This window comes from Aneurinibacillus tyrosinisolvens (assembly GCF_001015055.1).
Taxonomy (GTDB): Bacteria; Bacillota; Bacilli; order Aneurinibacillales; family Aneurinibacillaceae; genus Aneurinibacillus_A; species Aneurinibacillus_A tyrosinisolvens.
On the sequence record NZ_BBWZ01000036.1, the window covers coordinates 41,404 to 52,735 of the forward strand.

An 11,332-nucleotide genomic window follows, 5' to 3' on the forward strand; every position below is an offset into this window, starting at 1 on the left:
GATGAAGGGGGCAGTATGAAAAACTCCCTTTTTAAAGCAAGAGGATATACGTTGAAAGGAAGGTTGCTCTGTGAAAGAACTGATTAACCGGCTGAAACGCTGGCTGCAGGGCGAGGACGAGGAAGAAACGAAGTATGAAACAGAATCCTCACCCGTACCAGTGATGAATAGAGATTTAACGATTCGCACAGCGAACATATACCCGAAAAAAACGAATGAAAAGGAAAAACCCCAGCGCGGCACAGTTCGCCGTGTTCCACCGAGACAGCAGACGGAACGGAAGAACGCGGACCGGTTTAAGTTTCCGCTCATCCCCGATGAGCCTGCTGCAGTAACAAAACAACAAGTTTCCCAGTTGGCAGCGCCCGTGAAGAAGGTGGAAGAACCTGCTGTTCACAGGCAGGTTGTCAAAAAGGAAGGGAAACGCTCCTTTCAGCCTACGGAAGTTATTTCTCCTATTTATGGCCGCAAACGCCCGGAGACGTTGAGGAAAACAGAGAGTGAACGTATAGAAGCTTCGCAGGAGAAATTTGTCATACCGGAAGGGCCGATAATCGCCCGAGAGCAGAGAAGTGCAGAGGCAATTGCGAATCCTGTTCCCTATGAGGCTCCCAGCGGCATGGAGATTCAGAAGAGTGAGGTAGAGAAAGTTGAGATGGAGAAAAGCGAGCCGCAGCCTCCACTGTCTGACATACGAATAGAAAAGCAAGCGGAACGTGTGAATGTAAGATTCGAGGACACAAAGGAAGAGACGCTTGAGGATAATGGAGTGCAGAGCGGCAAGGAGATGGAGGAGCCTGAAGAACCGGGAGCTGCCGAGCCTGTTTCCAGTGGAAGCAGCAGCGGGTACATCCCATCCTATCTCTCCGCATTGTCCGGACAGGTGAGCGGTGAAGATGAGCGTCCAGTCCAACCGTTCTACAGACAAAGCTTTTCCTATTCGTACAATGAGAAGGCACTGCAAGAAGAAAAGCAAAGCCATCAAAAGCCGAGCGTTTCTTTGTTAAAGAACTCCCCGCCGCTGAGACAGGAGAAAACAGACAATGTGAGACGGCAGGAAGAAGTGCTCGCTACCACCCTGCAGAATTTCAATGTGAATGCCGAAGTCATCGGCGCAGTGCAAGGGCCTACGGTAACGCGCTATGAAATCCAGCCTGCCGCAGGTGTAAAGGTAAACAAAATTACGAACTTGATTGACGACATTAAGCTGAGCCTGGCTGCACGCGATATCCGAATTGAAGCACCGATCCCGGGCCGCTCTGCGGTTGGAATTGAAGTTCCGAATGAAGAAAGCATGCCCGTGTATTTGCGGAAAATTCTCGAATCCCCCGTTTTTATTTCCGACAAATCTCCGCTCGCTGTAGCGCTCGGAGTGGATATAGGGGGAGAGCCAGTCGTATCGGATTTATCTAAAATGCCCCACGGATTGATTGCCGGAGCAACCGGATCGGGGAAAAGCGTATGCATCAATTCCATCATTATCAGCTTGCTTTATAAAGCATCCCCTGAGGAAGTACGCCTTTTGCTCATCGACCCGAAAATGGTCGAGCTTGCGCCGTATAATCGTTTGCCGCATCTCATTACCCCTGTCGTTACGGACCCGAAACAGGCGACCGCTGCGCTCAAATGGGCGGTACAGGAAATGGACAGCCGCTACGAGAAGTTTGCAGAGGCAGGGGCAAGAGATATTTCACGCTACAATGAACTGATGCGGAGGAATTACCCGGATGAGAAAGAATACGTTCTCCCGAGCATTGTCATTATTATCGATGAGCTCGCCGATTTGATGATGGTTGCACCGCAGGATGTTGAGGAATCGATTTGCCGGATTGCACAGAAGGCGCGCGCCTGTGGCATTCACCTTCTCGTTGCAACACAGCGGCCTTCTGTAGACGTAATTACAGGCCTAATTAAAGCAAACATTCCAACGCGGGTGGCTTTTTCCGTTTCATCGCAAACGGATTCGCGCACCATTCTTGATATGAACGGGGCGGAAAGGCTGCTCGGGAGGGGAGACATGCTGTATTTATCGAGCGGAAGCTCTAAGCCTGTACGCCTCCAGGGACCTTACGTATCGGACGAAGAAATCGAAGCGGTCACCGAATTTGCCAGAAGCCAGGGAGAGCCAAACTACCTTTTTGAAAAAGAAGATTTGAATCAAGTCATTACGACGGAGAATTCAGACGGGCTGTTTGCTGAAGCGCTTCTTTTCTGCGTCGAGAACGGGCAGGCTTCCGCATCCTTGCTGCAGCGCCAGTTTCGGGTTGGATATAACCGGGCGGCACGCCTTATCGACATGATGGAGGAAAAAGGGTTTATTTCCGGCCATTCGGGCAGCAGTAAGCCGCGGGATGTGTTTTTGAGCCATTCAGACTATGAAAAATTGTTCCTGAGCGAATCGAAGTAAGCGAGAAATTCGACGCGTATCGCCTTATTTCATGGTATAATAGAAGGAAACTCGTAAAGTAAGGAGAGGAATTGCCTTGCAAAACGAACACGATACGTCAGTTCTTGTCGATTTCTTTGCTGAACGAGACGCGAAACAGCGCTATTTTGATGATATACATCGTCATTTAATGGAAAAGCTTCGTGAATATATGTCCCAGTCAGTCAATCTGAGGGAGAAAGTACGGGCAAAGCACTTATTCCGCAGCCATGTGGACTTGAATCCGGAGGCTTTGCTTATCCCATTCTGGGAAGCCCAGTTCGGAATCTGGCTCCTGCTTGAGTATCAGAATATTAAAGGAGAAAGAACGATTGAACGGTTTCTCCTGGAGCAGCATACTGACTTGTCGGAGGTAGAGATGCACCTTTCCGCCCACTGGATGGCTGCATATCCGTCAGTGTACCAGGTAGCGGAGGAGTCCGAAGAGGGATATCGCCTGGTCGATTTATGGAGTGAGGATACCATTGAGGTAGCTTTGCGCGAGGAGGAATATGTCCGCAGCGAATTCATCGTTGGACAGTATATTTTTGCACGCGTAGCTAAGGTCGGCTTTCTCCACCGGTTTATCGGTCCTTATGCTTTAATAAATAAGGAATGTGTCTCGCCAATCAAGGAAAACATGGAAACGAGCTTTAACAGCCGCAAGGAAGAGAACGGCCACCGTTCCTGGCGGTTGTTCATGCAGCACCATGGAATTGAAGTTTTGCGTATGCATCAGTAAAGAAAAAGCGCGCTTTCCCATACACCTGGGAAAGCGCGCTTTTTCTTTATGAACCGATATATTTTGAATACAGCGTTCTGGCAACGGTCGTATCGTCCGTTCCCTGTACGACAACCCTGCCGGTTGGGAAGATAACGAGGGTATGTTCGCCTGCCTGAAAGCGAAGCAGGAACCGGTTTCGCTCGACTTTCCCCAGAGGGCTGAAGCGGGCCTCCAACTGCTCTAAATCAAGATTGTGCTCTTTCGCGGGCGTAATTTGTACGCTGTTCCGTCCGCACATGGCTGAGACTAAGTCTTCTTCACCCGTTAACGTGAGGAAGTCAAAGTGCCCTTTGCCGCAGGCCGGGCAATCCGGGTTTTTTCCTCCTGAGATGTTCATCTGGGAGTGCAGATTTCTCCAAATCTCCATGTGCTCAAGGTTCGGATTATAATGCTTCTCATCCTGCAGAAGAAGCTTCAATCCCTCCACAGCCTGGTAAGAGGCTATGATATGGATAATGGGCCCGATAACGCCTGCTGTATCACACGTCTCTCCGCCTGCAGCTGGCGGAGCAGGAAAGAGGCAGCGCAGACACGGGGTTGCATGGGGCCGAATCGCAGCGAACATTCCTTTAGCACTGACAGCTCCGCCATACACCCATGGGATTCCATGCTTTACGGCCACATCGTTTATTAAAAATCGAATTTCGAAGTTATCGGTTCCATCCAGAATTAAATCGCAATCCTGCAGCAAAGATTCCGCATTAGCCGGTGTAATATCGGCGATTACCGGCTCAATTACAATGCTGCTATTAATTGCTTTTAACTTTTCGTAAGCGGCTATCGCTTTTGGCGTGTGGTTTGCCGCATCATTTTCATCATACAGCATTTGCCGCTGCAAATTGCTCGGTTCAACGAAGTCCCGGTCGATAATACGGACGTGGCCAATCCCGGCCCGTACCATATGGTTAGCAAGCACGGTCCCGAGTGCTCCTGCTCCCACAACAGCGACCTTGCTTTCCGCGAGGCGCTCCTGTCCGTGTTTTCCAATCGGAGTGAATAAAATTTGTCTTGAGTAGCGGGTATCCATAATAACATTTCACCTATTTCTTCTTTGATTATCCAGTCTTGTTTATGATAAGTTTATCGTAGGTTAGGAGAATTGGACAAGTGCCGGAACACTTTCCTTCTTCATTTTCCCGGAGACCGGGCTTGTTGTGATATACTATGGAAAAATTGCCAAAAACGTAAATAGGGGACAAAGAGAATATGGATGAAGAATTAACCCATTTTAATAATCAACAGCGGGCAAAAATGGTCGATATTACGGAAAAACAGCCGACGGCCCGTGAGGCTGTCGTGCGCAGTCAGGTCATAATGAAGCCGGAAACACTGGTCCGGATTAAAGAAGGAAAAGTCAGCAAAGGGGACGTCCTGGCTGTTGCCCAGGTGGCCGGGATTATGGCGGCTAAAAAAACAGCGGATTTAATTCCAATGTGCCACCCGTTGCCTCTCACGGGCGTTGACATACAGTTTCATGACAATGGCCATGATACGCTCTATATCGAAGCCGTTGCCAGGACGAAGGGAATGACGGGAGTAGAGATGGAAGCACTGACGGCCGCTTCCGTTACGGCCCTCACTGTGTATGACATGTGCAAAGCGATGGATAAGGGAATGGTTGTAGGACCCGCTTATCTTGCCTCGAAAAAAGGCGGCAAGAGCGGTGATTTTATAAATGAGATAGAGATTCAGGTTCATAAAAACAACTAAATCTTATAAAGGAGTGTCACAGTATGGCAAAAAGCAGTGAAGTACCTACATCCCTCACGAAAGAGCAGATGGAACTCTTTAATGGGGAAACACTCGTATTATTGAGCACGGTAGACGCCGATTCGAACACGCCCGGTATCCTGGCAATCTCCTGGGTAAAAGCGTATTCGGAAAACAAAATTCGCTTTTCAGTAACGAATACTTCCCGTACGGTGGCTAACATTAAAGCCAATCCGAGAGTCACCCTGTCAGTTATCGGTTTAGAGACGGTTTACTCCATTGTTGGAACGTGCACGATCCTTGAAGAGAAAATGGAAGGTGTAGCGATGCCGCTCGTCAAAGTAGAAGTAGACGTTACAGCCGTTTTCGAGAGCATGTTTTGGGGAGCGAAAATTGTTCAAGAGCCCAGGTTTGAAAAAACGTATGACCTGGAGAAAGCGAAAGCACTGGATAACCAAGTATACGAAGCCATGCTTAAATAACGATAAACTGGATTTATAAGTGGGATACAGTGCGAAGGGAAAGCCCTCGCACTGTATTTTTTTGCCGGATAAGAAAGCATATATCGCTTTAAAGTAATAGAGAAAAAGACCGTAAGGTCAACAGTGTTAGAAAAAATGGAGAGCAGAAGAAGCCCGCAATTGTCTCCATCCTCGAACGACCCAGATGTTTTGCGGGCTCTGCTCGCAGGGAGGTGGAGCGGACAGTCCCCCCTTCCTCGCGGAAGGGAAAGGCAAGTAGACTGAACTCCCTTTTTTCTTGATTCATAAAGAAGGAGAGGTGGAACAAAATATAGTGTGAGTAAATTGACCATTGAAAGGAGAAGATTACGTTGCCTGAGAACAACCAGGAAAAAAATGTAACTGCAACGCAGGAACCGCAGCACGGCTATCTTCAACCCGATCTTGAATCCCAGATGACTCCGCACCCAAGAGATGAGGACGCTCAGTACAAGGGGAGCGGGAAGCTGCAGAATAAAGTTGCCCTTATTACCGGGGGGGATAGCGGAATTGGACGGGCGGTAGCTATCAATTACGCCAAAGAAGGGGCGGACGTCTGTATTTTATACCTGGATGGCCACAGTGATGCTGAAGAAACAAAGCGCCAGGTAGAGCAGGAAGGACGCCGCTGCCTTACGATTGCAGGGGATGTGGGAGACGAGAGGGTATGCCAGGATGCCGTGCAGCAAGCGGTGAGTGAACTGGGCCGGCTCGATATTCTGGTGAACAATGCAGGCGAGCAGCATGAACAGCAGAGTATCGAAGATATTACCGCAGAGCAGCTGCAGCGCACGTTCCAGACAAACATCTTCTCCATGTTTTATTTGACGAAAGCAGCGCTTCCACATTTAAAGGCGGGAAGTGCGATCATTAATACGGCTTCCATCACCGCCTACAAGGGCCACCCGACGCTTATCGATTACTCTTCCACCAAAGGAGCAATTGTTTCGTTTACCCGTTCCCTTTCACAATCGCTTGTAAGCAAAGGAATTCGGGTAAACGCGGTAGCCCCAGGCCCCATCTGGACTCCGCTTATCCCGGCAACATTTACAGAGGATAAGGTCAAGAAGTTCGGCCAAGATGTGCCGATGAAACGCCCGGGACAGCCGGAAGAGCTGGCGCCTGGTTATGTATACCTCGCATCGGATGATTCTTCCTATGTAACCGGACAAACGCTTCATATAAATGGCGGCGTTGTGCTCAACGGATAAAATAATAAATGAGAAAAACATCGCGGGCATGCCGCTCGTCCTTTCCTCTCCTGGAAGCGGGACGGCCGCTTAGTCTCACGCCGGGCGGACCGGCAAAACATCTGGGTATCTTAGGTGTTGGAGACAATTGCCGGTCTTTTTCGCCCTATGTTCGGCACGCTCCACAGGGGGAAAGAAAAGAGACGTCATCGCCCGCGATGTTTTTCTTGGACTTTGGGACCTTACGGTCCCACTTTATGACTTTAAAGCAACATATAGTTTCTTATACGATAAAAAAAGAGATGGCTCACGGTTCATGAGCCATCTCTTTTACTAACGCAAAGTAGTGTAATACTAACAGTGTGTTAGTCTTAATCGTTGTTGTTGTTACGGGCTTCCCCGCCCTTACGGCCAATTTCTTCGTAAAAGTCTTTGTCGTGGGACTCAGCGGTCGCTTCTCCACCTTTGCGTCCGATCTCCTGATAGAATTCCTTGCCGTGGGACTTTGCCGTCGCTTCTCCGCCTTTACGGCCGCGCTCTTCCATACTCATGTTGCCATTATCATTGTTGTTATTGTTACGTGCCATTTAAACATCTCTCCTTTATTAGTTGATTTGTTGAGCACACTTTTTTATTTCCACTCCCTTACATAAGCAAAACAAAATCCTGGGTTTTGATTATAAAGGCCTATTTACTAATTTCCTTTACAACATGTTCTTCTCTCTATATACTTGCTATAGATTCAGTAACGCATAGAAAAGGTGAGATTTAACTTGTGAAATGGATACTGCTTCTTCTAATATTTCTTGAACTATTTCGTCCGGTATATGCCTATGCATCCCCTTCTTTCCTTGAGCAGCAGAGCAATGCAGAAAAGCCGGCCATCCAAAGTGAGGCCGCTGTTTTAATCGATTCGCGTTCAGGGGATGTATTATATGAGAAAAATAGCAATGAAGTACTTGCCCCGGCAAGCATAACAAAAATTGTAACAGGTATTATTGCGCTCGAGCACTCAAATCCTGACGAGGATGTCATTGTCTCGCATAATGCGCGTTATGTCGATGGAACACGTGTTTTTCTTGCCGAAGGCGAGCATAAAAAGCTCGGGGAGCTTCTATATGGTTTGTTAATGAATTCAGGAAATGATGCGGCTGTTGCGATCGCTGAGCATATCGATGGCAGCACGGAGGCGTTTTGTAAAAGGATGAATGCTTTTGTTGCTTCCATTGGAGCCGTGCACACCCATTTTGTAAATCCAAACGGATTATACGACAAAGAACATGTAACGACGGCTTCAGATATGGCAAAGATTGCAGCCTATGCTATGAAAAACAATACGTTTCGCACGATTGTTTCCACCCAGGTGAAACCATGGAGTGGCCAGGAGTGGAAGAGCAGCCTGGTTAATCACAATAAAATGCTTTCTTTCTACAAAGGGGCAAACGGGGTAAAGAATGGATACACCCGGCAGTCAGGGTTTACGCTGGTGACATCCGCCGAACGAAACGGGACAGAACTGCTTGCTGTCATTATGAAAGCGGACACGGACAGGCAAATATACAAAGAGACCGCACAACTGCTGGATTATGGGTTTGCGCATTATGCGACGGTACGAGCCCTTAACACCGGTGAAAATATTGTACAGGGGAAAGAGTCGTATTATAGTAACACAGCCGTATATGCTTCAATCCCAAAAGGGGATTCGTTTCACGTTCGCATTGATAAGGACAAACGGCTTGTTGTAGAAACAAAATCGGGACATATTCAACGGTACGCTTCTCTCCTTAAGAAAACAACGAACGACACAGCGGCAGCGAATGGTTTAACGAACGGAAAGAACGATGAAGAACCGCAGTTAGTTAGGGAAGGGGAAATTGCGCTTGGGTTCGGCGCCATCCTTTATACAGCCTGGAAAGCGAATACGATTTTTCGAAGAAGGCGTATATAGGTAAGCTTCCTTGCGCTTAAAGTTGCGGACGTGAAGAAATCCGGCGGTTAGTGGAAACCCGCCGGATTTTTATGTTTCCGTATAGGAACTATATGTTGCTTTAAAGGAGTAGAGAAAAAGACCGTAAGGTCAAAAACGTTAGAAAAAAGAGTAAATTTGAACATCACTTACCTTAACGGATTTACCTGTTTCTTTTAGAATGACCCGGCTTCCTTTGTTGTGTACCCCTTTAGCGGTATACTTTTCCCCTTGATAAACCAGTACATCATTCGGTTGAATTGGATATCGATTTTCTCGAATGGCTCGCTTTCCCTTCGAGAGTTTTTCCCCTCTGTACTTGCGGAGATTTTCTCGATTTAGATTCCTATTTCTTTTCCTTCTCCCACTGGATAAGCTCTGCCCGCTTGCTTTTTCTCCACTGCGGATGTCGATAAATTTAGCATCGTAGAATTTTTCTAAGCTTCGATTGTTCCTCCGTACCTGTTCTATAGTCAAAGGAAGGATCCTTTTTTGTGTAGAACCACCAGCGATGCAGAAGGCATCATTCCAATGAGACTTTTCCGAACCAAGTGCAATCCGCTTGCTTTTGGTTTCAAATCCATAGGTGTGCAAGCATCCTAAGTGATTCACCAGCTTCCAGCGGACAATGGACATAAAGGTTTCCGGGCGAAAACTTTTGAGCGCTGGTTCCCATCCCCAGAGGAATTTTCCCTTCTTATGGTTGGCTGGTATATGACATTTGCTGCAGAGTGTAATCAGATTTGAAGGTCTGTCGCTTCGATCTTACTTCCAGTAGCTAATATGAAATCTGGGTTTGCGATACCGAAGGCGACTTCTCTTTTGCCGGCGGTACATTTGTCTTTCCTTGTTTCGTTCCACCATCCCTTTTAAAAGATGGACTTCACCTCCGATGAGTTCTTCTTTTTCGGAGAGGGCTGAAAAGCCAATATGCTCATAGCCGGAATCAATCCCAAGGGTAATGGGTTGTGTATAGATAGGACTTGCATAAGTCAGTTGAATGGTAAATGGCTTTCGTTTGACCACCTTAGCTAGACCCTCTTTCAGCATACGCCTCACTTTTCCAAAGCGTTGGGTAGGCATGAGAGGGTTTCCTTCTTGACTGAGGACATACACCATTTTAAATCTCCTTTCGGAAATAAGTCAGGCTTAAAGCCTGTAGGTCTACTTCGCCCTTGTTTGCCCAGGTTTTTACTGCCCACACTTCTCCTTCCCATTAGAGATGTTTAATGAACAGCCGTAGTGTCCGGAGCGAGTGGAGTACCCCGGAGTACCTATGTATTCTAAACAAACGGCTCCTGTTTAGGAAAGCAGGGGGCTAATCAACCGGGCCTGTAAAAGAGTTCCTTTACAAGCCCCCATTTCAAGAACCGCTAGGTTCTAGGTGGTGGGTTGTTGACTATTAGCTGGTTGTAGAGGGTAAGAACATTTTGGCCATATCCCTGTCCTGGAATCGCCCAGCGTCCATTGAGGCTTGTCCAAAAAGGAGCGGTACCTCTTGGAACATAGCTGAAACGAGGATCGAGTATCCTTTCCCCCCGGGGGATAGCGGACTTCGTCGCATACGCATACAGGTGCTGAATATGGGCCTGTACTCCTTCACGGCTCGATTTAAACGTACTTCCCCGCGCACTTCGGCCGACCGCGCCGATGCCCGCGTAGTTGTACTGACCGGCCCTTACATCGCCACCAAAACGGTGATATCCCGTTTCTTTTATCATCTGGCAAAAAGCAACATCACCGCGTATCCCGTATTTTTTCCCAACTTCCAGATACAGTTTTGGAAGCTCAGCAGGGAATTTAGGGTTAACCGTCCGGGCAAAGCTCAGCATTTGACTTTCGGTCGCATAAGAGGGGCCGACAATCGTATTTGGCTGAAAACGGAGCATTCCGTTTATGTCAATGTAATATTGAGAGCTCGCAGATGGGAGCGTTTGAGCGTGAGCAGGTGTGGAGCAACCCACCACACTATAAATAAACGCTGTGAACAGAAGCATAAAAACCTTTACAATTTGTTTTACCATTATTTTAACCCGCAGTGCCGATAAGAATATCGGGGAAAAGCCGGGAATTCTTCCCTCCTTGTTATATGAAAAAAATAGTTACACGAAGACAGACAGCAAAGAATGAGCGTAAGTGAAACAAGCGTCTCCTTCCTATTGCGTTACTATGATGGGCAACTTTTTTCGTGTTCTTAGAGGTAGTGGGAAATGGTATGTCTATGTACGGATTCGATGGAAATAATAATGAAGGAATGTTTGTTGGAGTGAATAGCAAGGAAGTATGTCTAATTAGTAATACGATAATTATGAAGAAAAATGGTAAATAATAGATAAGTCCAATACAAGTTCTTATTAAACCACATTTTTTTACAATAAGGAAGTCAAAAGTTTGCATTTTATGTTTAGAAAATGAATTTTGTGGTATAGGTCGCTACATGGTGTGCAAAGTAATTTGGAAACAAAACGCAGAAAAAGGACCTTGCAAAAAGAGCTGATTTATGATAAATTAGTTAAGTCGCTATGAAATGAGTAACTATTCCGCAGTAGCTCAGTCGGTAGAGCAATCGGCTGTTAACCGATCGGTCGCTGGTTCGAGTCCGGCCTGCGGAGCCACCTTCCTTTAAAAGGCGGGTGCACTAAAGCACTACAATCGAAAACGAGCGCAGAAGCTGATTCGACGCAGTGCGTTTTCATTAAGCGGGTGTAGTTCAATGGTAGAACATCAGCCTTCCAAGCTGAATACGTGGGTTCGATT

The 11,332-nt window shown here is 47.2% G+C and carries 10 protein-coding genes, 1 tRNA gene and 1 pseudogene; 7 read left to right on the forward strand and 5 right to left on the reverse strand.

From position 1 onward, the window contains the following. The first annotated feature begins 70 nt into the window (after nucleotides 1-70). Both MBEAL2_RS33865 and MBEAL2_RS22345 read left to right on the forward strand, forming a co-directional pair. The gene (locus tag MBEAL2_RS33865) at nucleotides 71-2,407 is read left to right on the forward strand and encodes a DNA translocase FtsK (protein ID WP_304511126.1); all 2,337 of its coding nucleotides are present in this window, start codon (nucleotides 71-73) and stop codon (nucleotides 2,405-2,407) included. A gap of 76 nt (nucleotides 2,408-2,483) precedes the next feature. Further along, nucleotides 2,484-3,167, forward strand: coding sequence for a hypothetical protein (locus tag MBEAL2_RS22345; protein ID WP_047154448.1), 684 nt, complete (start codon nucleotides 2,484-2,486; stop codon nucleotides 3,165-3,167). A gap of 46 nt (nucleotides 3,168-3,213) precedes the next feature. Here MBEAL2_RS22345 and MBEAL2_RS22350 read toward each other — a convergent pair whose 3' ends face one another. After that, nucleotides 3,214-4,236, reverse strand: coding sequence for a ThiF family adenylyltransferase (locus tag MBEAL2_RS22350; RefSeq protein WP_047154449.1), 1,023 nt, complete (start codon nucleotides 4,234-4,236; stop codon nucleotides 3,214-3,216). Nucleotides 4,237-4,415: 179 nt separating this feature from the next. Here MBEAL2_RS22350 and moaC point away from each other — a divergent pair, with 179 nt between their 5' ends. The 3 genes from moaC to MBEAL2_RS22365 all read left to right on the forward strand — a co-directional run bounded on the left by moaC (nucleotide 4,416) and on the right by MBEAL2_RS22365 (nucleotide 6,630). Next, nucleotides 4,416-4,919 carry a cyclic pyranopterin monophosphate synthase MoaC gene (gene moaC / locus MBEAL2_RS22355; RefSeq protein WP_047154450.1) on the forward strand — a complete coding sequence of 168 codons (504 nt, stop codon included), beginning with the start codon at nucleotides 4,416-4,418 and terminating at the stop codon, nucleotides 4,917-4,919. Between the two features lie 23 nt (nucleotides 4,920-4,942). Continuing rightward, nucleotides 4,943-5,401: a pyridoxamine 5'-phosphate oxidase family protein gene (locus tag MBEAL2_RS22360; RefSeq protein ID WP_047154451.1), complete on the forward strand. Its 459-nt coding sequence runs from the start codon at nucleotides 4,943-4,945 to the stop codon at nucleotides 5,399-5,401. A 350-nt stretch (nucleotides 5,402-5,751) separates the two neighbouring features. Then, the gene (locus MBEAL2_RS22365) at nucleotides 5,752-6,630 is read left to right on the forward strand and encodes an SDR family oxidoreductase (protein ID WP_047154452.1); all 879 of its coding nucleotides are present in this window, start codon (nucleotides 5,752-5,754) and stop codon (nucleotides 6,628-6,630) included. Nucleotides 6,631-6,980: 350 nt separating this feature from the next. Here the strand turns inward: MBEAL2_RS22365 and MBEAL2_RS22370 are convergent. Then, nucleotides 6,981-7,151, reverse strand: a pseudogene (locus MBEAL2_RS22370) (KGG domain-containing protein); the annotation flags it as partial. A gap of 233 nt (nucleotides 7,152-7,384) precedes the next feature. Between MBEAL2_RS22370 and MBEAL2_RS22375 the strand changes: the two are divergent. After that, nucleotides 7,385-8,557, forward strand: coding sequence for a D-alanyl-D-alanine carboxypeptidase family protein (locus MBEAL2_RS22375; RefSeq protein WP_047154454.1), 1,173 nt, complete (start codon nucleotides 7,385-7,387; stop codon nucleotides 8,555-8,557). Between the two features lie 138 nt (nucleotides 8,558-8,695). Here MBEAL2_RS22375 and MBEAL2_RS32465 read toward each other — a convergent pair whose 3' ends face one another. The 3 genes from MBEAL2_RS32465 to MBEAL2_RS22385 form a co-directional block, all read right to left on the reverse strand. Further along, nucleotides 8,696-9,211 (reverse strand): hypothetical protein, encoded by a 516-nt coding sequence (locus tag MBEAL2_RS32465; RefSeq protein ID WP_052947918.1) that lies wholly within the window; start codon nucleotides 9,209-9,211, stop codon nucleotides 8,696-8,698. Nucleotides 9,212-9,340: 129 nt separating this feature from the next. After that, nucleotides 9,341-9,694, reverse strand: a complete 354-nt coding sequence (locus MBEAL2_RS32470; protein ID WP_052947919.1) for an RRXRR domain-containing protein — start codon at nucleotides 9,692-9,694, stop codon at nucleotides 9,341-9,343. 254 nt (nucleotides 9,695-9,948) lie between these two features. Further along, nucleotides 9,949-10,599 carry a glucosaminidase domain-containing protein gene (locus MBEAL2_RS22385; protein WP_052947920.1) on the reverse strand — a complete coding sequence of 217 codons (651 nt, stop codon included), beginning with the start codon at nucleotides 10,597-10,599 and terminating at the stop codon, nucleotides 9,949-9,951. Nucleotides 10,600-11,114: 515 nt separating this feature from the next. On the opposite strand from MBEAL2_RS22385, the gene MBEAL2_RS22390 reads away from it, so the two are divergent. Next, nucleotides 11,115-11,190: transfer RNA gene (locus tag MBEAL2_RS22390), tRNA-Asn, on the forward strand. The last annotated feature ends 142 nt before the right edge of the window (nucleotides 11,191-11,332 follow it).

Excerpts from the sequence above, each read along its gene's own strand:
- MBEAL2_RS22350 (WP_047154449.1), bottom strand. The coding sequence starts at position 4,236 with ATGGATACCCGCTACTCAAGACAAATTTTATTCACTCCGATTGGAAAA.
- moaC (WP_047154450.1), top strand. The coding sequence starts at position 4,416 with ATGGATGAAGAATTAACCCATTTTAATAATCAACAGCGGGCAAAAATG.
- MBEAL2_RS22360 (WP_047154451.1), top strand. The coding sequence starts at position 4,943 with ATGGCAAAAAGCAGTGAAGTACCTACATCCCTCACGAAAGAGCAGATG.
- MBEAL2_RS32465 (WP_052947918.1), bottom strand. The coding sequence starts at position 9,211 with ATGTCCATTGTCCGCTGGAAGCTGGTGAATCACTTAGGATGCTTGCAC.
- MBEAL2_RS32470 (WP_052947919.1), bottom strand. The coding sequence starts at position 9,694 with ATGGTGTATGTCCTCAGTCAAGAAGGAAACCCTCTCATGCCTACCCAA.
- MBEAL2_RS22385 (WP_052947920.1), bottom strand. The coding sequence starts at position 10,599 with ATGGTAAAACAAATTGTAAAGGTTTTTATGCTTCTGTTCACAGCGTTT.